At 73.0% G+C, this 20325-nt stretch carries 19 protein-coding genes; 15 read left to right on the top strand and 4 right to left on the bottom strand.

Annotated features, from left to right (window positions below):
• Positions 1-49 precede the first annotated feature (49 nt).
• Positions 50-1009: an asparaginase gene (locus ACFV04_RS16225; RefSeq protein ID WP_380349051.1), complete on the top strand. Its 960-nt coding sequence runs from the start codon at positions 50-52 to the stop codon at positions 1007-1009.
• Positions 1010-1266: 257 nt separating this feature from the next.
• Positions 1267-1476: a dodecin gene (locus ACFV04_RS16220; protein ID WP_360264060.1), complete on the top strand. Its 210-nt coding sequence runs from the start codon at positions 1267-1269 to the stop codon at positions 1474-1476.
• A gap of 215 nt (positions 1477-1691) precedes the next feature.
• Here ACFV04_RS16220 and ACFV04_RS16215 read toward each other — a convergent pair whose 3' ends face one another.
• Both ACFV04_RS16215 and ACFV04_RS16210 read right to left on the bottom strand, forming a co-directional pair.
• Entirely contained in the window at positions 1692-2360 is a 669-nt protein-coding gene (locus tag ACFV04_RS16215; protein ID WP_380529623.1) for a heme oxygenase (biliverdin-producing), read from the bottom strand.
• A 246-nt stretch (positions 2361-2606) separates the two neighbouring features.
• Complete coding sequence (locus ACFV04_RS16210; RefSeq protein ID WP_360264066.1) at positions 2607-3098, bottom strand: inorganic diphosphatase; 492 nt, start codon at positions 3096-3098, stop codon at positions 2607-2609.
• A gap of 76 nt (positions 3099-3174) precedes the next feature.
• On the opposite strand from ACFV04_RS16210, the gene dacB reads away from it, so the two are divergent.
• The 6 genes from dacB (at position 3175) to folE (ending at position 11222) form a co-directional block, all read left to right on the top strand.
• Positions 3175-4797 (top strand): D-alanyl-D-alanine carboxypeptidase/D-alanyl-D-alanine-endopeptidase, encoded by a 1623-nt coding sequence (dacB, locus tag ACFV04_RS16205; RefSeq protein ID WP_380529621.1) that lies wholly within the window; start codon positions 3175-3177, stop codon positions 4795-4797.
• A gap of 211 nt (positions 4798-5008) precedes the next feature.
• Positions 5009-6181 (top strand): zinc-dependent metalloprotease, encoded by a 1173-nt coding sequence (locus tag ACFV04_RS16200; protein WP_360264071.1) that lies wholly within the window; start codon positions 5009-5011, stop codon positions 6179-6181.
• A gap of 291 nt (positions 6182-6472) precedes the next feature.
• A complete protein-coding gene (gene tilS / locus ACFV04_RS16195; protein ID WP_380349045.1) occupies positions 6473-7600 on the top strand; it encodes a tRNA lysidine(34) synthetase TilS in 1128 nt (375 codons plus the stop codon).
• 72 nt (positions 7601-7672) lie between these two features.
• Entirely contained in the window at positions 7673-8227 is a 555-nt protein-coding gene (gene hpt, locus ACFV04_RS16190; protein WP_030059589.1) for a hypoxanthine phosphoribosyltransferase, read from the top strand.
• A 227-nt stretch (positions 8228-8454) separates the two neighbouring features.
• On the top strand, positions 8455-10509 hold the full coding sequence (gene ftsH / locus ACFV04_RS16185; RefSeq protein ID WP_360264076.1) for an ATP-dependent zinc metalloprotease FtsH: 2055 nt from the start codon (positions 8455-8457) through the stop codon (positions 10507-10509).
• 107 nt (positions 10510-10616) lie between these two features.
• Positions 10617-11222 carry a GTP cyclohydrolase I FolE gene (folE, locus tag ACFV04_RS16180; RefSeq protein ID WP_329883966.1) on the top strand — a complete coding sequence of 202 codons (606 nt, stop codon included), beginning with the start codon at positions 10617-10619 and terminating at the stop codon, positions 11220-11222.
• A 26-nt stretch (positions 11223-11248) separates the two neighbouring features.
• Here the strand turns inward: folE and ACFV04_RS16175 are convergent, their stop codons facing one another.
• The gene (locus ACFV04_RS16175) at positions 11249-12037 is read right to left on the bottom strand and encodes a ferritin-like domain-containing protein (RefSeq protein WP_380529618.1); all 789 of its coding nucleotides are present in this window, start codon (positions 12035-12037) and stop codon (positions 11249-11251) included.
• 118 nt (positions 12038-12155) lie between these two features.
• A complete protein-coding gene (locus tag ACFV04_RS16170) occupies positions 12156-13310 on the bottom strand; it encodes an alpha/beta hydrolase (RefSeq protein WP_380349040.1) in 1155 nt (384 codons plus the stop codon).
• A 379-nt stretch (positions 13311-13689) separates the two neighbouring features.
• Here ACFV04_RS16170 and ACFV04_RS16165 point away from each other — a divergent pair, with 379 nt between their 5' ends.
• The 7 genes from ACFV04_RS16165 to ACFV04_RS16135 all read left to right on the top strand — a co-directional run bounded on the left by ACFV04_RS16165 (position 13690) and on the right by ACFV04_RS16135 (position 20276).
• A complete protein-coding gene (locus tag ACFV04_RS16165) occupies positions 13690-15531 on the top strand; it encodes a phosphatidylglycerol lysyltransferase domain-containing protein (RefSeq protein WP_380349038.1) in 1842 nt (613 codons plus the stop codon).
• A gap of 86 nt (positions 15532-15617) precedes the next feature.
• On the top strand, positions 15618-16490 hold the full coding sequence (folP, locus tag ACFV04_RS16160; RefSeq protein WP_380349036.1) for a dihydropteroate synthase: 873 nt from the start codon (positions 15618-15620) through the stop codon (positions 16488-16490).
• A gap of 28 nt (positions 16491-16518) precedes the next feature.
• Entirely contained in the window at positions 16519-16998 is a 480-nt protein-coding gene (locus ACFV04_RS16155) for a nuclear transport factor 2 family protein (RefSeq protein WP_360264090.1), read from the top strand.
• Between the two features lie 247 nt (positions 16999-17245).
• Entirely contained in the window at positions 17246-17605 is a 360-nt protein-coding gene (gene folB, locus ACFV04_RS16150; RefSeq protein WP_030059580.1) for a dihydroneopterin aldolase, read from the top strand.
• Positions 17606-17725: 120 nt separating this feature from the next.
• A complete protein-coding gene (gene folK, locus ACFV04_RS16145) occupies positions 17726-18325 on the top strand; it encodes a 2-amino-4-hydroxy-6-hydroxymethyldihydropteridine diphosphokinase (protein WP_360264092.1) in 600 nt (199 codons plus the stop codon).
• 170 nt (positions 18326-18495) lie between these two features.
• Entirely contained in the window at positions 18496-18984 is a 489-nt protein-coding gene (locus ACFV04_RS16140; protein WP_380349034.1) for a DUF3180 domain-containing protein, read from the top strand.
• Between the two features lie 122 nt (positions 18985-19106).
• Positions 19107-20276 carry a hypothetical protein gene (locus ACFV04_RS16135; protein ID WP_380349033.1) on the top strand — a complete coding sequence of 390 codons (1170 nt, stop codon included), beginning with the start codon at positions 19107-19109 and terminating at the stop codon, positions 20274-20276.
• Positions 20277-20325 lie beyond the last annotated feature (49 nt).

Below are 20325 nucleotides of genomic sequence, written 5' to 3'. Positions count from 1 at the left end.
GGGCCCGGCTCGCTCCCGGCTCACCCTCGCCCCGGAAGGCCCACCCCCCATGCCCCAGCTCGCCACCGCGCCCGTCCTCGCCGAGGTCATACGATCCGGCTTCGTCGAGGGCCACCACCACGGGTCCCTGGTGCTGCTCGCCGCCGACGGCTCGGTCGAGTTCGCGCTGGGCGACCCGGACGCGCCGGTCTTCCCGCGGTCGACGGCCAAGCCGTTCCAGGCGGTCGCCACGCTGCGGGCCGGGCTGGCGATCGAGGGCGAGCTGCTGGCGCTGGCGGCTTCCAGCCACTCCGCAGAATCGTTTCACCTCGACGGCGTGCGGACCATCCTCGCCTCCGCCGGGCTCGACGAGTCGGCCCTGCGCACCCCGGCCGACCTGCCGCTGGACGAGACCGAGGCGGAGCTGCTGCTCGGCGCCGGCGGCCACCGCGCCCCGATCCTGATGGACTGCTCCGGCAAGCACGCCGGCTGGCTCGCCGCCTGCGTGGCCAACGGCTGGGACACCGCGAGCTACCTCGACCCGGCCCACCCGATCCAGCGGCTGGCCCGCGAGGCCCTGGAGGAGGGCACCGGCGAGACCCCCGCGCACGCCGGTGTCGACGGCTGCGGCGCCCCGCTGCTGGCCGTCACCCTGACCGGCCTGGCCCGCAGCTACCGCGGCCTGGTGCTGGCCGCCACGGGAACCGCGCCGCGCCGGGTGGCCGACGCGATGCGCGCCCACCCCGAGTACGTGGCCGGCACCCGCCGGGCCGACACCTGGCTGATGCGGGCGGTCCCCGGCGCGCTGTCCAAGATGGGTGCCGAGGCCGTCCAGGTGGTGGCCCTGCCGGACGGCCGGGCGCTGGCCTTCAAGATCGACGACGGCGGCGAGCGCGCCCGCGGACCGGTCCTGGCGGCCGCCCTGCGCCGGCTCGGGGTGACCGGCGCGGAGGAGACCGTCGAGCGGATCGGCGCGGCTCCGCTGCTCGGCGGCGGCGCCGCGGTCGGAGAGGTGCGGGCGGCCTTCTAGGGCCCGCGGGGGCGGCCTTCCAGGGCCGGCTCGGCCGGCCTCCCAGGGCCTGTCGGGACGGGCTCCCCGGGCCTGCTGGGGCGGAGTTCCGGGGCCGGGCGGGCCCGCGGGCCGGAACTGACCCCGGGCCCGCGGTCAGGAGCCGCTCGGGAGCCCGCCGGACTCCTGCACGGAGAACGGCGGCCGCCCGGGGTGCGGGCGGCGCGGCGGCGGTGCACGGTGGACCGGGGGCCGTCGCACAGCTGAGGGAGTCCGCCATGACCGACCACGTGTACCGGGTGACCGAGATCGTCGGGTCGTCGACCGAGAGCATCGACGCCGCGATCCGCAACGGGGTGGAGCGGGCCGCCCAGACGCTGCGCAACCTCGACTGGTTCGAGGTCTCGCAGGTCCGGGGCCATCTGGAGGACGGCCGGATCAAGCACTTCCAGGTCTGCATGAAGGTCGGCTTCCGGCTGGAGGACTGACCCGGGTCAGCCCTGCTCCGGAGGCACCGGCGGCACCCCGGTGGTCCCGCTGCCCGCCACCGCGGCGGGTCTGCTGCCGGTCGGCGGCAGTGCCGTCGTGCCGGTACGCAACCGCCTTGGTGCCCAAAGGGTCTGAGGATGTGTCAGGGGTCGGCATCGGCGGGCGGTCGCTCGCCGGGGCCGACCCCGTTGTCGCGTGGAACGCGTGGAAGCGGCTACGCGCTCAGTGGGTAGCGGGTGTCGAGGTCACGGAAGACCGCTCCGTTGAGCACGAAGGCCCGCTTGCACTCCTCGACCACCCGGCGCCGCTCGACCTCGTCCATCGCGGCCCCTGCCGTGTCCAGCCTGGCCCGGTACTCGCGCTTGAAGGCGGCCGGGTTGTCGACCTCCTCGAAGACGTAGAACCGCACGCCGTCGCCCTTGCGCGCGAAACCCCAGGTCTTCTCCGCGATGCCCCGGATGATCTGGCCGCCCGACAGGTCGCCGAGGTAGCGGGTGTAGTGGTGCGCGATGTACCCGGCCGGCCACCCGGTGGCCAGCTCCTCGACCCGTGCGACGTACGCGGCGGTGGCCGGGAGCGGGGCCAGGCCGTCCCGCCAGTCGGGGCCGCGCAGGTGCACCAGGTCGTGCTCGATGGCGGCGGTGCGCAGCAGCGACCGGTCGACGAAGGGCCCGGCCAGGGGGTGTGCGGCGAGCTGCTCGGTCCGGCTCTCCAGGGCCCGGTAGACGTACCAGAGTTGGCCGGTGAGGTCGGCGTACGCCTCGATCCCGAGCTGTCCGCCGAGCAGGCGGCTCATGAACGAGGAGTGTTCGGCGGCCTCATGCTCCTCGCTGCTGGCGGTGCGGAGCGCGGTGGAGAACGGGAGGGTCTCGGGCGCGGGCATGCGGCCTCCAGGGATCGGCTGCGGCCGGGTCGGCTTCGACCCCGTCATATTGGTTAGCCTAACCTGACCTCTCGGGTTGTCGACAGTCTGTCGGCAACCCGTTCCGCGAGGGGGTCCCGGGCCCGGTTGCGACCCGGCCCCGGGTGCGACAGGGGCCGGGGTCCGCGGACGAATCCGTGAACCCCGGCCCCGTGCTGTCCCGACCTACCTCGAACTGCCCTGATCGAACGAGATCGGAACGACGGCTCAGTGACCGCCCTGGTCCGCCAGACGCTTGATCGAAGCGGTGACCTCGGCCTCGGCCTCGGAGCGGCCGACCCAGTTGGCGCCCTCGACGGACTTGCCGGGCTCCAGGTCCTTGTAGACCTCGAAGAAGTGCTGGATCTCCAGGCGGTCGAACTCCGACACGTGGTGGATGTCCCGCAGGTGCTCCCAGCGCGGGTCGGTCGCCGGGACGCAGAGCAGCTTGTCGTCGCCGCCGGCCTCGTCGGTCATGTGGAACATGCCGATGGCGCGGCACTTGATGAGGCAACCCGGGAAGGTCGGCTCGTCCAGGATGACCAGGGCGTCCAGCGGGTCGCCGTCCTCGCCGAGCGTGCCCTCGACGTAGCCGTAGTCCGCCGGGTAACGGGTCGAGGTGAAGAGCATCCGGTCGAGCCGCAGACGGCCGGTCTCGTGGTCGACCTCGTACTTGTTACGAGAGCCCTTCGGGATTTCGATAAGGACGTCGAATTCCAACGGTTCCTCCAAGGTAGGGACTGACAGAATCCAAGTGTCTCCTACGGGAGTGAGTGCTCGGGAAAGGGGCCGGTCGGTGGGCGCTGGGGGAGGGGCGGCTCGCCGCCGCAGGGGGACGGCCGCGGGGCTGTTCGGGGCGGCGGTCCTGGTCGCCGGGACGGTCCTGACCGCGAGCGGTGCGTACGCCCAGCCGTCCCCGGTCCCGGGCGGGCACAGCGCCGGGCACGGCGAGGACGACGAGCGCGACAGCGGGGACGGGCACGACGGCAGGAAGGGCGACCACGGGAAGGTCGGCGCCGGGCCCGGGTCCGGCGAAGGCCGGAGTGCCACGCCCGGCCGCCGGTCCGGATCGCCCGCCTCCGCGCCGGCCTCCGCGCCCGCCACCGGCGGCGGTGACGCGGCGGCCGCGCGACCGGGCCCCGTGCCGGGCGCCGTCCTGGCCGCCGCCGCGGCCGGTCCGGAGGCCGCGGCCCCCAGCACGCAGGGCCTGCAGCAGGCGCTCGCCGCCGCGCTCGCCGACCGGAACCTCGGCGAGGTCACCTTCGCCGTCGCGGACGCCGCCGGCGGTCAACTCCTGTACGGCTCCGGGGAGAACGCCCCGGCCACGCCCGCCTCCACCACCAAACTGGCCACCTCGGTCGCGGCCCTGTCCCTGATCCCCGGCGACGCCCGACTGACCACCCGGGTGGTCCGAGGCGCGGAACCCGGCACGGTCACCCTGGTCGGCGGCGGCGACCCGACGCTCACCGCACTGCCCGCCGACCAGGTGCAGATCGGCGGCCAGCCCGCCGACGCCGACACCGCCCCCGCCTCGCTGGACGCCCTCGCCCGGCAGACCGCCGCCGCCCTCGCCGCCGCCGGCACCACCACCGTCAAGCTGGACTACGACCTGTCGCTGTACAGCGGCAACCCGCAGCACCGGAACCACGACGCGCAGAACATCGCCCTGGTCGTCCCGCTGATGGTGGACGAGGCCAAGGCGGACCCGAGGAGCCGCGAGGAGGCGCCCGACCGCGTCGCCGACCCGGCCGGCGCCGCCGCCGAGGCCTTCGCCGCCCTGCTCAGGGCCCAGGGCGTCACGGTGGAGGGCAGGGCCAGGCCCGCCGCCGCCCCGGCCGCCGTCGACGCGCCCGTCCTCGGCCGGGTCGACTCGCCCACGGTCGACCGGCTGGTCGAGCGCCTGCTGACCACCTCCGACAACCAGCTCGCCGAGGCGATCGCCCGTCAGGTCGCCCTCGCCGCCCATCAGCCGGCCAGCTTCGAGGGGGCGGCCGCCGCCGTCACCCAGGAGCTCGCCCGGCTCGGCGTGCCGATGACGGGCGTGGTCCTCGACGACGGCAGCGGCCTGCACCCGGACAACGCGATACCGCCCGCCGTCCTGGTCCGCCTCCTCTCCCTGGCCGCCTCCGAGCAGCACCCCGCGCTGCGGCCGGTCCTCACCGGCCTCCCGGTCGCCGGTTTCACCGGCACCCTCGGCAAGCGCTACGGCAGTGGCTCCGGCGCCGCCGGCGCGGCCGGCCTGATCCGCGCCAAGACCGGCACCCTCAGGGGCGTCAACACCCTCGCCGGCACCGTCGTCGACGCCGACGGCCGGCTCCTCGCCTTCGCCGTGATGACCCGCACTCCCGCGCCCGTCGACACCGCCCGGGCGGCGATGGACCGCATCGCCGCCCACCTCGCCGCCTGCGGCTGCCACTGACCCGCCCGCACCGCCCGTGCGCGGCTCCGGCGCGCCTTCCCCGGCGCTGCTCGGACCGGTGGAACGGACCGGTGAAACGGGCCGCCGAATCCGGGCCGCCGTGGGGCCGGTGTGCCCGCTGGGCCTGGACCGGCGCGGGGAGGCGGTGTCGGGGAGGGGTGTTCCGGGCAGGTGGCTGCCGTTGGTGGTGGGGAGCACGTACGGTGAGGGCATGACGAGCGCGAGTGGCGGTGCTGACATGGTCGACTGGAACCTCGCGGTCGCAACTGCGACCAGACTGGTGCGGCCGGGGCCGGAGGTGAGCCGGGCGGAAGCCGCGGCGGTGGTCGCCGAGCTGCGCCGGCACGCCCTGGAGGCGGAGGAGCACGTACGGGCGTTCACCGGCATGCGGTCGTCGAGCCTGGCGCGGGCCGCGGCGACGCCGGTCCTGGTGGTGGACCGCCCCGGGTGGGTGCGGGCCAACGTGGCGGGCTTCCGCACGGTCGTCCAGCCGCTGGTGGAGAAGCTGCAGGCCCGCCGCGCGAACAGCGCGACGGCCGGGGTGTTCGGCACGGTGGGGGAGAAGGCGACCGGCATCGAGGTCGGGGCGCTGCTGGCGTTCCTGGCGACCAAGGTGCTGGGCCAGTACGAGACCTTCGCCCCGGCCGAGCCCTCGCTGGAGGCGCCGGACAGCCCGGCGGCGCTGTTCGACAAGCCGCGGCTGGGGCCGGAGGGCCCCGGGCCGGGCCGGCTGCTGCTGGTGGCGCCGAACATCGTGCACGTCGAGCGGGAGCTGGACGTCGACCCGTCCGACTTCCGGCTCTGGGTCTGCCTGCACGAGGAGACGCACCGGACGCAGTTCACCGCGGTGCCGTGGCTGCGCGACCACATCCAGTCGGAGGTGCAGTCCTTCCTCACCGAGACGGACGTCGACCCGGGCGCGCTGCTGGACCGGCTGCGCGACGCCGCGGGTTCGTTCGGCGGGCTGCCGGGCGTGGGCGGCCGGGAGGGCGCCTCCTCGTCGAACCTGATGGAGATCGTCCAGTCGCCCGCGCAGCGCGAGATCCTCGGCCGGCTGACGGCCGTGATGTCGCTGCTGGAGGGCCACGCGGACGTGGTGATGGACGGTGTCGGCCCGGCGGTGGTGCCGACGGTCGCGGAGATCCGGGAGAAGTTCCAGCAGCGCCGGGACCGTGGTGCGAACCGGCTCGACCTGCTGCTGCGCCGGCTGCTGGGCATGGACGCCAAGCTGCGCCAGTACCAGGACGGCGCGGTGTTCGTGCGCGGGGTGGTGGAGCAGGTCGGCATGGAGGGGTTCAACCGGGTGTGGACGTCCCCGAACACCCTTCCGACCAAGGAGGAGATCCACGACCCGGCCGCCTGGGTGGCCCGGGTGGCCCGCTGAGCGTCACGAGCGGGCCGGCCGGGACGCCGCCGCGCCGCGAGCCGGACGGCAAGCGGCGCGCGGCGGTCAAACCCGCTCGTACGAGTGGTCCAATCGGGCAGATGGCGAGTGAAGAAGCGTTTCTTCATTCACCCGAACGTGGGACGGTGGTCGTACCGGTGGCGCGGGTGGCGTAGCGGGTCGCGACTTTCTGCCACCATCTGTGAGCGCCCGGTAACAGGGTGCTCATGCAGGTGCGCGGTCCCCGCCGCCCGCCGCAGTCCTGTCCCCTCCGTCGAGGAGTCGTCCGCCGTGGGCCCTCACCCCGCCGTCGCCGCGATACGCCTGGCCGTTCGCCGCACGCTCACCGACCTCGCCGCCGAGGCCGGTTCCACCTTCACCGCGCCCGTGCGCGAGCCCCGCGAGCGCCCCGCCGTGGCGCCGCTGGTGGGTGCCGCCGTCGGCACCACGCTGATCGGCAACGCCGCTCGCCACCCGTCCGGGTTGCCCCGCACCCCGGCCGCGCCCGGCTCGCCGCTGGTCCTGGTCGCCGTCAGCGGCGGTGCGGACTCCATGGCGCTGGCCATCGCCACCGCCTTCGAGGCTCCCAAGATCGGCCTGCGGGTCGGCGCCGTCACCGTCGACCACGGCCTGCAGCCAGGCTCCGCCGAGCGCGCCGACCAGGTGGCCGACCGGCTGCGCTCGCTCGGCCTCGACCCGGTCGAGGCGGTCCCGGTCCGGGTCGGCCGCGCCGGCGGCCCGGAGGCCGCCGCCCGGGACGCCCGCTACGCGGCCCTGGACGAGGCCGCCGAGCGTCACGGCGCGATCGCCGTGCTGCTCGGCCACACCCGGGACGACCAGGCCGAGACCGTGCTGCTGGGCCTGGCCCGCGGTTCGGGCGCCCGCTCGCTGGCCGGGATGCCGGCCCAGAAGGGCCGCTACCGCCGCCCCCTGCTGGAACTGGACCGGGCCGCCACCCGGCAGGCCTGCTCCGCGCAGTCGATCCCGGTCTGGGACGACCCGCACAACTGTGATCCCGCCTACACCCGCTCCCGGGTCCGCCACGAGGTGCTGCCGGTGCTGGAGAAGCACCTGGGCGGCGGCGTGGTCGAGGCGCTGGCCCGCACCGCCCGGCTGTTCCGCGACGACGCCGACGCCCTCGACCAGTGGGCCTCTCTGGCCGAACGCGACCTCCGTACGGGCGAAGGCACCCTGGACGCCGTCAAACTGGCCGAACTCCCGCCGGCCGTCCGGCGCCGGGTGCTGCGCCGGGCCGCGCTGCGGGCGGGCTGTCCGGCCGGGGACCTGTTCGCCCGGCACCTGGAGACGATCGACCTGCTGGTCACCGGATGGCGGGGCCAGGGGCCGCTGCACCTACCCGGGGGCGTCGAGGCCACCCGCAGGTGTGGCACGCTGGTCTTCCGGCGGCAGGGTGACTGACGGGCGAGGCACGCCCCTGGGGGAGCCGGCCGCCGGCCACACAGACCCCGAACGTTTGAGGACGTATCCCCGGTGGACCAGAACGACATGGGCGCTGACCTCGCGAAGGTGCTCATCAGCAAGGACGAGATCGACGCCAAGCTCCTGGAGCTTGCCGAGCGCATCGACCGGGACTACGCAGGCAAGGACCTGCTGATCGTCGGTGTCCTCAAGGGTGCCGTGATGGTCATGGCCGACCTCGCCCGCGCCCTGCACTCGCAGGTCACCATGGACTGGATGGCCGTCTCCTCGTACGGGATGGGCACCAAGTCCTCCGGCGTGGTGCGGATCCTGAAGGACCTGGACACCGACATCGCCGGCCGTGACGTCCTGATCGTCGAGGACATCATCGACTCCGGTCTGACGCTGTCCTGGCTGCTGGGCAACCTGGGGTCGCGCGGCCCGGCCTCGCTGGAGGTCTGCACCCTGCTGCGCAAGCCGGACGCGGCCAAGGTCGAGATCGACGTGAAGTACGTCGGTTTCGACATTCCGAACGAGTTCGTGGTCGGCTACGGCCTGGACTACGCGGAGAAGCTGCGTAACCTCCCCTTCATCGGCACCCTCGCCCCGCACGTCTACGGCGGCTGAGGGCCCGTTCGGGTTATGGGCGGGAACAGTAGGTTGTTCCCGCCCGTTGGACCGGGGGGACCAAAGAACCACAGCCGTGTCGCCGCGCTCCCGCCATGGGTGGGTCCGACTGCGGTACGGTCCAATAAACCGCTCTTCACATGAGCACCGATTCGGATGCGCCGCGGCCCACAGCCACCCGGCGCCGTTGAGTGGCAGGAGGGACGGGGCGGCAACGCCCCGCATGGATGGACGTCAAGCGATACTTCCGTGCGCCGATCATGTGGATCGTGCTGGCCGTCCTCGCCGTCATCGTCTTGATGCAGGTCGTTTCGGACTCGAACGGCTACAAGACGGTGGACACCGGCCAGGTCGTCGCGGCGATCGACGCGCACAACGTCAAGTCGGCGCAGATCACCACCGGTGACTCGAACACGATCAAGATCCAGCTGAAGGACGGCGCAACGCTGCCCACCGCCGGTACGGGCAAGACCCCGTCCGGTACCAAGTTCCAGGCCTCGTACATCGGCGACCAGGGTGTCGCGATCGCCGACAAGCTGCAGGCCCAGATCAACGACAAGGACGCGAGCACGCTCGCCGAGGGCTACACCGTCAGCCCGGAGAAGCAGAGCACCTTCGTCAGCCTGCTGCTGTCGATGCTGCCGATCGTGATCATCGTCCTGGTCTTCCTGTTCCTGATGAACCAGATGCAGGGCGGCGGTTCCCGCGTCATGCAGTTCGGCAAGTCCAAGGCCAAGCTGCTCACCAAGGACACCCCGAAGACCACCTTCTCCGACGTCGCAGGCGCGGACGAGGCGGTCGAGGAGCTCCACGAGATCAAGGAGTTCCTGCAGGAGCCGGCCAAGTTCCAGGCCGTCGGCGCCAAGATCCCCAAGGGTGTGCTGCTCTACGGCCCGCCCGGTACCGGCAAGACCCTGCTGGCGCGTGCCGTCGCGGGCGAGGCCGGGGTGCCGTTCTACTCCATCTCCGGCTCGGACTTCGTCGAGATGTTCGTCGGTGTCGGCGCCAGCCGCGTCCGCGACCTCTTCGAGCAGGCCAAGGCGAACGCCCCGGCGATCGTCTTCGTCGACGAGATCGACGCCGTCGGCCGGCACCGCGGTGCGGGTCTCGGCGGCGGCCACGACGAGCGCGAGCAGACCCTCAACCAGCTGCTGGTCGAGATGGACGGCTTCGACGTCAAGGGCGGCGTGATCCTGATCGCCGCGACCAACCGCCCCGACATCCTGGACCCGGCGCTGCTGCGCCCGGGCCGCTTCGACCGCCAGATCGCGGTGGAGCGCCCCGACCTCCAGGGCCGGCTGGACATCCTCAAGGTGCACCAGAAGGGCAAGCCGATCGCGCCCGACGTCGACCTGTCGGCCGTCGCCAAGCGCACCCCCGGCTTCACCGGTGCCGACCTGTCGAACGTCCTCAACGAGGCGGCGCTGCTGACCGCCCGTTCGGACAAGAAGCTGATCGACAACGGCATCCTGGACGAGGCGATCGACCGCGTCGTGGCGGGTCCGCAGAAGCGCACGCGGATCATGTCCGACAAGGAGAAGAAGATCACCGCGTACCACGAGGGCGGTCACGCCCTGGTCGCGGCGGCCTGCCAGTACAGCGACCCGGTGCACAAGATCACCATCCTGTCCCGCGGCCGGGCCCTCGGCTACACCATGGTGCTGCCGGACGAGGACAAGTACTCCACCACCCGCAACGAGATGCTCGACCAGCTGGCCTACATGCTGGGCGGGCGCGCGGCGGAGGAGCTGGTCTTCCACGACCCGACCACCGGTGCCTCGAACGACATCGAGAAGGCCACCGCCACGGCGCGGGCCATGGTCACCCAGTACGGCATGACCGAGCGTCTGGGCGCGATCAAGTTCGGGTCCGACAACTCGGAGCCGTTCCTGGGCCGTGAGATGGGCCACCAGCGCGACTACTCGGAAGAGGTCGCCGCGCTGGTCGACGAAGAGGTCAAGAAGCTCATCGAGAGCGCGCACAACGAGGCCTGGGAGATCCTGGTCGAGAACCGCGACGTGCTCGACAACCTGGTGCTGGAGCTCCTGGAGAAGGAGACCCTGAACAAGGAGCAGATCGCCGAGGTCTTCGCCCCGATCGTCAAGCGTCCGGCCCGGCCGGCGTGGACGGGTTCCACCCGTCGTACGCCGTCCACCCGGCCGCCGGTGCAGTCCCCGAAGGAGCTGGCGCTCACCAACGGCGCCGCCGCCGGGGAGGCCGCTCCGGTCGACGTCGTGAAGCTCCCGCCGCTGCCGGCGGCCGAGCCGCCGGTCGAGGGCTGATCCCGGTCCCGTAGGGAATGGATGCCGCGTCACCAGGGTTTGTACCCTGGAGGCGCGGCATCCGTGCTGTTCAGCCAGAGTCTTCCCCACATGTAAGCGAGGCCCGCATGATCGACCCGGTGACGCTCGACGGTCCGCCCGCCGTCGGGACCTTCGACCAGAAGCGGGCCGAGAACGCCATTCGCGAGCTGCTGCTCGCCGTGGGGGAGGACCCGGACCGCGAGGGCCTGCTGGAGACCCCGGCCCGGGTCGCGCGCGCCTACAAGGAGATATTCGCGGGCCTGTGGCAGGAGCCGGAGGAGGTCCTGACGACGACCTTCGACCTCGGCCACGACGAGATGGTGCTGGTCAAGGACATCGAGCTGACCTCGGTCTGCGAGCACCACCTGGTGCCGTTCCGCGGCGTGGCGCACGTCGGGTACATCCCGTCCACCAGCGGCAAGATCACCGGGCTGTCCAAGCTCGCCCGGCTGGTCGACGTCTACGCCCGCCGCCCGCAGGTGCAGGAGCGGTTGACCAGCCAGGTGGCCGACGCGCTGATGCGCATCCTGGAGCCGCGCGGGGCGATCGTCGTGGTCGAGTGCGAGCACATGTGCATGTCGATGCGAGGCATCCGCAAGCCCGGCGCCAAGACCATCACCTCGTGCGTGCGCGGCCAGCTGCGCGACCCGGCCACCCGGGCCGAGGCGATGAGCCTCATCATCGGCCGGTAGCCGGACGGCGCCGGAGGGCGAACGGCTCAGGGCACTTCGTGCTCCGCGTGCGGCGGAGCCGGGGTGCCCAGTGCGTTGCGGCGCTCGGGCATCCGCAGCGTGACCATCCGGCGCCAGCCGTAGGCGCGGTCGTACAGGTAGAGCGCGTGCACCCCGAGGGTGACCACGGCCAGCTGCCAGCGCGGCCAGCGCAGGATCCGGGCCATCCGGGCGGTGACCGCCAGGCCGACGTCCCGGTGGGTGCGGATCTCGCCGCGGGCGCTGGTCTCCAGGGTGTGCCGGATGTAGGGGCCGTGGCCCTCGGCCCGCAGCCGCAGCAGCTCCTCGTGGCAGTACGCGAGGTGGTTGTCCTCGTCGGCGGAGATCATCCGCATCGCCCGGCCGATCTCGGGGTTGTCCGCGTACACCTTGACCAGCTGGCGCATCTGCTCGGCGGCGCGCTGCTCGGTGACCCGGCTGTGCGCGAGGTAGGTGATGATCTCGCGGTCGGTCAGCGGGACGTTGCTGTTCAGCCGTTCGTGGGAGAGACCGACGCCCTGGCGCTCCAGCAGCATGCAGTAGTCGGCCTCGTCCGGGACGGGCACCTTGGGCAGGCCGCGCTTGTTCAGCAGCTGGGTGAAGATCCGGCCGTGCTTGCGCTCGTCCGCGCCGTGCCGGGCGACCTTCGGGGCCAGGACCGGGTCGCGGGTGAGTGTGGTGATCCGCTCGTTCTCCCAGCCGCCCTGGTCCTCGCCGCCCGCCGCGATGCTGCAGAAGAGCTGGTACGCCTGGTCGTTCCGGTAGATCTCGTCGAAGAGGGATCGGGTGCTCAGCAAGGCGCCTCCTGCGCGGATCCGGGGTGGCGCCCGCCGAGGGCGGCGGGCGGACGGCCGCGATACGTTCCCCCGAGCCGTCGGCCGGACGGTCCGACCGGCGGGTAATCACTCACACGCGCTAGCCGAGGTGGGTGCCCAGCCATTCGAGCGAGGCCGGCAGCTCCTTGATCCAGCTGTCGATGTTGTGCCCGCCGTCGTCCAGGTAGAGCGAGTCGACCTTGAACTGCGGGTTGGCCGCCGCGACCTGGGTGGCCTGGTCGACGAACTGGACGGTCTGCGGGTAGTCCGACTCCTTGCGGGTGGACACCACCAGCACGTTGAGCGGCGGCACCGGCAGGTTCTGCAGGCGCCAGCCGAGGTCGTGCTGCTGGGCCAGCGCCTTGTCGCCGCTGAAGAGGTCGCCGCCGGTGTAGCCGTCCTGGCGCACGGTGAAGTCGCCGTGCAGGCTGGCCGCGCTGCCGAAGACGTTCGGGAAGCGCATCGCCAGGCGCAGCGCGCAGCTGCCCCCGGTGGAGTAGCCGAAGGTGGCCCAGGAGCCGGCGGTGCGGCCGACCCGGTAGGTGGCGAGGACGGCCTCGGGCACGTCCTTGGCGAACCAGGCCTCGGTGCGCGGCCCGCCGGGGACGTCCACGCACTCGGTGTCCCGGGACGGGACCACGCCGGGGCGGACCATCACCACGACGGTCGGCGGCATCTTGCCGGAGCGCTGCAGCTCGTACGCGGTCTGCGGGAGGGACAGGTCCTTGACCAGGTTCAGTGCCGTGCCCGGGTAGCCGGCGATGGCCAGCAGGACGGGAAAGCGGACCAGGGCGAACTTCGGGTCGAAGTACTCGGGCGGCAGGTAGACGAACATCTGGTCGGAGAAACCCGTCTCCTTGCCGCTGACCTGGACCGACTCGACCTTGCCGACCTCCTCGGGGGTGCCCTTCGGCAGGTTGGTGACGGTCTCCAGTCCGCCCTCGGTGGTCGGCTGGATCAGCGCGTCGGCGACCGGGGTGCCGCCCTTGTGGTTCTCGTTGCTGGTCAGCGCGAGCTTGGCGCCGCTGTGGCCGAGCAGGTCGTCCCAGGAGGTGTAGAACCCGAACGAGTTGTTCACCGACAGCGCGAGCACGGCCACGATCGACACTTGAACGACCGTCAGCAGGCCGATCCGGCCGAGCACCGGCAGCGGCCGCTGCCGGCCCAGCCGGGGCCAGACCCACAGGGTGGTGACCAGGGCCGCGGTTCCGAGTGCGAGCAGCGAGTTCATCAGTGCGTCGCTGGTCAGTTCCATGCGGTCGGCCTTCCGGTGGGACACTGTCGGGGCAGGCTCATCGTCTGGCGGCCCGTCAGGTGGGGCCACCGCAGCTAGGCTGTCCGGGCGCCCGGGAGGGGGCCGGGAGGGCGGGGGAAGTCGCAGGCAACCGGCACCCTAGAATGCGGCGTCCACCGTACGTAACGCGTCCCGGGGGGTCCTGCCGCGCCACGCTGCGGCGTTCCCCCGACTCCCGCCACCGGCTCAACCCCGCAGCGTGTCCACGGCCCCGGTTTACCGACCGTTTCCGGATCCTTGGTATGCGCATTGCCTGATGAAGGAATAGGCATGAAGGTCCATCACGCGTCCTCCCCCGGAGTGACCGGACACCGCACCGCAGCCTCTACGCTGAGCTTCCATGAGCGTTCCCGTGTCCGTTGAGCCGAGCCCCGAGCAGCCGCCGCGCCGTCGCCGCGGCCTGCAGACGCTGCGTACCCAGGCAGCCGCTGTGCCGAGGGCCTGGCTCCCGGGCGCGGTCGGCTACGCCTGTCTGCTGATCGGGCTGCTGGACATCGCCAGCGCGGTGTTCCCCAAGCTCCGGCACACCAGGGTGCACAGCTTCGCCGGGCAGCTGCCCGGCGGCACCACCAGCCTGGCCGCGGTCGGCACGCTGATGGTCGGCATCCTGCTGGTGCCGCTCGCCCACGCGCTGCGCCGGCGCAAGCGGCGGGCCTGGCGGGTGGTCTGCGTGCTGCTGCCGGTCAGCGCGGCGCTGCACATCGTGCGGTGGCACCAGATCGGTCCGGCGGTCGTGTCGCTGGCGGTCCTCGCGGTGATGCTGCTGCACCGGCGCGAGTTCTACGCCAAGGCCGACCCGCGCACCCGCTGGCGGGCGGTGGCCAACCTGGTCGTCATGGGCGTCCTCAGCGTGCTGCTCGGCCTGCTGATCGTGAGCACCCGGTCCAAGTACGAGATCGGGCACCCGGGCCTGGCCGAGCGCCTGGAGCACGTCGGGTACGGGCTGTTCGGCTTCGAGGGCCCGGTCCGCTACACCAACATCCGGATGTCCGACCTGGTCGCCTACCTGCTGGGCGGGCTGGGCCTGCTGACCGCCTTCACCACCGCCTACCTGGCGCTGCGCCCGGGCAAGCCCAAGCCCGAGCTCACCGAGGAGGACGAGGAGAAGGTCCGCGCGCTGCTGGCGCGGCACGGCGAGCGCGACTCGCTGGGCTACTTCGCGCTGCGCCGCGACAAGAGCGTGCTGTTCTCGCCCACCGGCAAGGCCGCGATCTCCTACCGGGTGGTCTCCGGCGTGATGCTGGCCTCCGGCGACCCGGTCGGCGACGTCGAGGCCTGGCCGGGCGCGATCAAGGTGTTCATGACCGAGGCGCGCGAGCACGCCTGGGTGCCGGCCGTGATGGGCTGCAGCGAGGTCGGCGGCGAGGTCTGGACCCGGGAGGCGGGCCTGGACGCGCTGGAGCTGGGCGACGAGGCGATCGTCGACACCGCCGCCTTCTCGCTCGCCGGCCGCGCCATGCGCAACGTCCGGCAGATGGTCAAGCGCATCGAGCGCAACGGCTACTCCTGCAAGGTGCGCCGGGTCTCCGAGCTCACCGCCGAGGAGAAGTACCGGATCGCCGACGCCGCCGCCCGCTGGCGCGGGACCGACACCGAGCGAGGCTTCTCGATGGCGCTGGGCCGCTTCGGCGACCCGCTGGACGACGACTGCGTGGTGGTCACCGCCCACAAGGAGCCGGAGGAGGGCGAGGGCGGCGACGACCTGAAGGCCGTGCTGCACTTCGTGCCCTGGGGGCCGGACGGCATCTCGCTGGAGCTGATGCGCCGCGACCGCGCCGCCGACCCCGGCCTGAACGAGCTGCTGATCGTCGCCGCCCTGCAGGCGGTGCCCGCGCTGGGCGTCCGCCGGGTGTCGCTCAACTTCGCGATGTTCCGCTCGGCACTGGCCCGCGGCGAGCGGATCGGCGCGGGCCCGGTGCTGCGCGCCTGGCGCGGACTGCTGGTGTTCCTGTCGCGCTGGTTCCAGATCGAGTCGCTGTACAAGTTCAACGCCAAGTTCCAGCCCGAGTGGGAGCCGCGCTTCCTGGTCTTCCCGAACACCCGGGACCTGCCGCGGATCGGCTTCGCCGCGATGCAGGCGGAGGCCTTCATCACCCTCGGCATGCCGCGCTTCGGCCGCAGGCGCCAGCGCCAGGGCCTGATGCCGGTCCCGTCGACCCGCGAGGTCACCGAGGCCGCCTGAGCGGCTCCGGTGCTCCGGACAGCGCCCCCGCCGGGATTCCCCGGCGGGGGCTCCGTTCGTTTTCGGCGCGTTCGATAATGGACAGCATGAGCGATTCGCCGTCCTTCTCCCTCCCGGCCGGTCTGCCGCGACTGGAACGCTGCGCCGTCATGGGCGTGGTCAACGTCACGCCCGACTCCTTCTCCGACGGCGGGCTCTGGCACGACCCCGCCAAGGCGATCGCGCACGGGCTGGCCCTGCGCGCCCGCGGCGCGGACCTGGTGGACGTCGGTGGCGAGTCCACCCGGCCCGGCTCGCAGCGGGTGCCCGAGGAGGAGGAGCTGCGCCGGGTGGTCCCGGTGGTGCGCGAGCTCGCCGACGCCGGCGTGATGGTCTCCGTCGACACCATGCGGGCCTCGGTCGCCGAGCGGGCCGTGGAGGCCGGCGCGGTGGTCGTCAACGACGTCTCCGGCGGGCTGGCGGACCCGGCGATGGCCCGGGTGGTCGCCGAGACCGGAGCGCCCTTCGTGGTGATGCACTGGCGCGGGCAGTCCGCCGACATGCAGCGGCTCGCCGTCTACGACGACGTGGTGCGGGACGTCGTCGCCGAGCTGACCGACCGGGTGGACGCGCTGCTGGCCGCCGGGGTCAAGGAGGACCAGCTGATCCTCGACCCGGGGCTCGGCTTCGCCAAGACCCCCGAGCACAACTGGGCGCTGCTCGGACGGCTGGACGCGCTCACCGCGCTCGGCCGTCCCGTCCTCGTGGCCGCTTCGCGCAAGCGGTTCCTGGGTACGCTGCTCGCCGACCCGGCAACCGGGGAACTGCGCCCGGCCCGGGAGCGCGACGACGCGACGGCCGCGGTGTCGGTGCTGTCGGCCCGGGCCGGAGCCTGGGCGGTGCGGGTGCACGACGTGTCCGGCACGGCGGACGCCGTCCGGGTGGTCGCGGCATGGCAGCGCGCGGCGCGGTTGGGGTGAGGGAGGGTCTGTGACAGGTGACGGCAGGTTGAGCGGTGGCACGGCCGGACGGGCCCGCGAGGCGGACCTGGAGGCCGTGCTGGCGGCGAACCGGGCACTCTACGAGGCGCTGGAACGGGGGGACCTGGAGGCGGTCGAGGAGGCCTGGCTGGGGGCCGCGGACGCCGACGACAAGGGCGGCGTGGTGTGCGTGCACCCCGGCTGGCCGGTGCTGCGCGGACGGGCCCAGGTGACCCGTTCGTACATGCTGATCATGATGAACACGGAGTACATCCAGTTCTTCCTGACCGACGTCGAGGCCGAGGTCCACGGTGATGTGGCCCTTGTCACGTGCACCGAGAACATCCTGTCCGGCGGCGAGGCGGAGGAGGAGGGCGAACTCGGACCGCTGGTCGGCGGAAAGGTCGTGTCGACCAATCTGTTCCGTCGTACCCCGGCCGGGTGGAAGCTCTGGTCCCACCACGGTTCACCCGTTCTGACCAGCGGCGACGAGGACGACGAGGACTGATTCCGGCAACTGCGCAAATGCGGTGGCGGTGCGCCTCCGGGGAATTCCCGAGTGGTCACCGAACGTTCACGTCAATCGCCGTTCAGGTGCGCGTGGCGTCGTTTCCTGCCGGGTAGGACGGTCAGGCGTTGTCCGTGCTCACGGGTAGATTCGAAACGGAGTGGCGGGCGTGCTGCCCGCCTTCGCCCTGCCCGTCCATGCCTTTCTCCGGGTGGGGCCCGTCCGACTGGGAGCAGTGATTCGTTTGCTGGACCGCGTCACCCTGCGGGGGCTGCGAGCCCGGGGCCACCACGGCGTCTTCGAGCGCGAGCGCGTCGAGGGCCAGACCTTCGTGGTCGACCTCGTGCTGTACCTGGACACCCGCCCCGCCGCGTCCGGAGACGACCTCACCCGCACGGCGCACTACGGCATCGTGGCCGAGGAGGTCACCGCGATCATCGCCGGGGAGCCGGTCGACCTGATCGAGACCCTGGCCCAGCGCATCGCCGACCAGTGCCTCAAGCACGAAGCGGTCGAGGAGGTCGAGGTCACCGTGCACAAGCCGGACGCCCCGATCACCGTGCCGTTCGACGACGTGACCGTGACCATCCACCGGGGCCGCGCATGACTGCCGCTGCGCGCCCGGTACTCGATGTAGAGGACTATCCCCGATGAGTGAGCGAAGCGAGCGAATGACCAAGAGGCACGCACGGGCGAATGCCTCTGCCGAGCGAAACGAGGCGGGCGCATGAGCACCAGCGACCCGACCGCCACGCCGAACGCGTTCGACCTGGAGAGCCGGGTGGACTCCGCCGACACCACCCTGCACAGCCAGCGCTGCGCGGTGATCGCGCTCGGCAGCAACCTGGGCAACCGGCTGGACACTCTGCAGGGCGCCGTCGACGCGCTCGCCGACACCCCGGGGCTGAAGATCAAGGCCGTCTCCGCGGTCTACGAGACCGAGGCCGTCGGCGGCCCCGAGGAACAGCCCAACTACTACAACGCGGTCGTCGTGCTGCGGACCTCGCTCCCCCCGCGGGACCTGCTGGAGCGCGGCAACGCGATCGAGGACGCCTTCGGGCGGGTGCGGACCGTGCACTGGGGCCCGCGCACCCTGGACGTCGACATCCTGGCCTACGAGGGCGAGGTCAGCGACGACCCGCAGCTGCTGCTGCCGCACCCCCGCTCGCACGAGCGGGCCTTCGTGCTGGCCCCCTGGCTGGACGCGCAGCCGGAGGCCGAGGTGCCCGGGCGCGGGCGGGTCGACGTGCTGCTGGACGCGCTCGGCGGCCCGGGCGCGCAGGGCGTGATCCGCCGCGAGGACATCCGGCTGACGCTGCCGGAGTAGTCCCCGGGGTCGTTGGTCGGGGAACTCGACCGGGGGCCCGGCCGTACCAGTAGGTGTCCGCCGTTCGCGCGGGTGTCCGCCCGGCCGGGCCCGGTACGGTGGCCTGGCGCCGCCCCGCCGGGTCACCGGGCGGCCGGCCGTTCTGGTACCCCGGGAAGGACCTCCTCCGAGTGAAGCTGCTTCGCCTCCGTCTGCTGATCGGCATCACCGCCGCCACGACGGCGCTGTCCTGGGCCGGCTCCAAGCTGTGGGCCTCCCTGGACACGCTGCCGGCGGTGCCGGGCGCGGCGCCGGTGGTGCTGGCGGCGGTGGCGGTGATCCTGCTGGCGACCGCGCTGTCGCTGCGGTCCCGGCTGAAGGCGGTGCGCGAGCGCCAGCCCGGCGCCAAGGGCGTCGACCCGCTGCTGGCGGCCCGGGCGCTGGTGCTGGGGCAGGCCAGCGCGCTGGTCTCGGCGGTGGTCACCGGCATCTACGCGGGCGCCGGGATCTACCTGCTGGGGGAGCTGGACGTGTCGGCCCGCAAGGACCAGGCCGTCACGGCCGGGTTCGCGGTGCTGGCGGGGGTCGCGGTGATCGCCGCGGCGCTCTGGCTCCAGCACGTCTGCAAGTTGCCGGAGAACCACGACGGTCCTAGTGGTCCGGCGGCTTCCCACCGCTGAGCAGGTCCCTTTTCGTGATCTTGAGTGAAAACCCGGGCACGTGCGGTAAAAACCGCCCCCTGTCAAGGGCGGAAGGGGACCCTGGGCTGACAGAGCCCCAATTCGCACGCTAGTTTCTTGGCATGTCTCGCGGACGCCACCGTCATTCCTCCGTCCTCGGCCGGGTGTTTCCCCCCACCGCCGCCGGCGTACTGCTGGTAGCCGCTCTGGCCGCTCTGCTTTTCAGTCAGGACACCATCCTGGTGCGCTCGGTGGGCATCGCGGCGCTGATCGCGACGCTCGGCTTCGCGCTGTTGCTGCGTCAGCGGGACAAGGCGGCCCGGGCGGCCGCCGAGATGTCCGCGGCGCAGCGCATGCGGGCCGAGGAGCGGTTCGAGGAGCAGCTGGCGGAGGCCGAGTACGCGGCGGAGGTCGCCGAGGAGCGGGCCACCCGGTTCGGGCGGCGGCTGACGGCGGAGAAGTCGCGCCTGGCGAAGGCGGAGACCGAGATCGCCCGGCTGCTGCGGGAGCGGGCCGTGACGGTGGCCGAGCAGGCGCTCAAGGAGGCCGAGGCGGCCCAGCGGGCGCTCGCCGCGAGCCGTCCCAAGTACCCGGCCAGTCCGGCCGCGTACGTGCGCGCGGCGGCCGTGCTGCGGCTGCTGGAGCGCCGCGCGGCCGAGCAGGAGGAGCGGCGGGCCCGTACGGCGGGTGCCGAGGTCGCGCTGCGGGCGCGCACCGCCCCGGTCGCCCAGGCCGCACCGGTGGCCGCACCCTCGTCGGTGCCCGCCCCGGTGGCGCCCGCGGTGCCCGCCCCGGCCCCCGCGCCGGCCCCCGCGCCGGAGGCGGAGTCGCCGGTGCGGCCCGCGCCGGTGCGCCCGGCGCTGACGGCGACGGTCGGTCAGCTCGGCGGGACGCAGGCCGTTCCGGCCGCGGCGCCCGTACCGGCGGAGCGGCACCGACCGCGGCCGGTGCAGTCCGGGCAGGTGCGCGGGCAGGGCTTCAGCTTCTTCGGTCGCGGTTCGGGCGCGCCGGTGCGCCCGGCGGCCCCGGCGCCGGCGGTGGGCAGCGTCGCCGAGCTGGGGGAGCGGACGGACCTGGCGGACGTGGTGGGCGACGAGGCGGTGGCTGCTAAGGCCGAGGCCGAGGCCCGGGCGGCGGAGTCGGCCGCGGTGCGGGGGGAGGCGCGGGAGCCGCAGGCGGCCGAGCGGGCGCAGTCGGACGGGTCGCAGCAGGACGGGCCGACCGTGGTGGACCTGACGCCGGAGGACGAGACCGAGCTGATCCAGCTGCCGGAGCTGCGCGCCTCGCGCTGAGCCGGGCGGACGACGAACGCCGCGGCGCGGGGAGCCGGAGGACCGGCTC

It is taken from the genome of Kitasatospora sp. NPDC059599 (assembly GCF_042735125.1).
In the GTDB taxonomy this organism is placed as follows: domain Bacteria; phylum Actinomycetota; class Actinomycetes; order Streptomycetales; family Streptomycetaceae; genus Kitasatospora.
The sequence above is the reverse complement of the archived record's forward strand: the minus strand, read 5'-3'. Positions and strand labels throughout refer to the sequence as shown.

Coding starts and splice junctions, on each gene's coding strand:
- ACFV04_RS16225 (WP_380349051.1), top strand. CDS start 50: ATGCCCCAGCTCGCCACCGCGCCCGTCCTCGCCGAGGTCATACGATCC.
- ACFV04_RS16220 (WP_360264060.1), top strand. CDS start 1,267: ATGACCGACCACGTGTACCGGGTGACCGAGATCGTCGGGTCGTCGACC.
- ACFV04_RS16215 (WP_380529623.1), bottom strand. CDS start 2,360: ATGCCCGCGCCCGAGACCCTCCCGTTCTCCACCGCGCTCCGCACCGCC.
- ACFV04_RS16200 (WP_360264071.1), top strand. CDS start 5,009: ATGACGAGCGCGAGTGGCGGTGCTGACATGGTCGACTGGAACCTCGCG.
- ftsH (WP_360264076.1), top strand. CDS start 8,455: ATGGACGTCAAGCGATACTTCCGTGCGCCGATCATGTGGATCGTGCTG.
- folE (WP_329883966.1), top strand. CDS start 10,617: ATGATCGACCCGGTGACGCTCGACGGTCCGCCCGCCGTCGGGACCTTC.
- ACFV04_RS16170 (WP_380349040.1), bottom strand. CDS start 13,310: ATGGAACTGACCAGCGACGCACTGATGAACTCGCTGCTCGCACTCGGA.
- ACFV04_RS16165 (WP_380349038.1), top strand. CDS start 13,690: ATGAGCGTTCCCGTGTCCGTTGAGCCGAGCCCCGAGCAGCCGCCGCGC.
- folP (WP_380349036.1), top strand. CDS start 15,618: ATGAGCGATTCGCCGTCCTTCTCCCTCCCGGCCGGTCTGCCGCGACTG.
- folK (WP_360264092.1), top strand. CDS start 17,726: ATGAGCACCAGCGACCCGACCGCCACGCCGAACGCGTTCGACCTGGAG.
- ACFV04_RS16135 (WP_380349033.1), top strand. CDS start 19,107: ATGTCTCGCGGACGCCACCGTCATTCCTCCGTCCTCGGCCGGGTGTTT.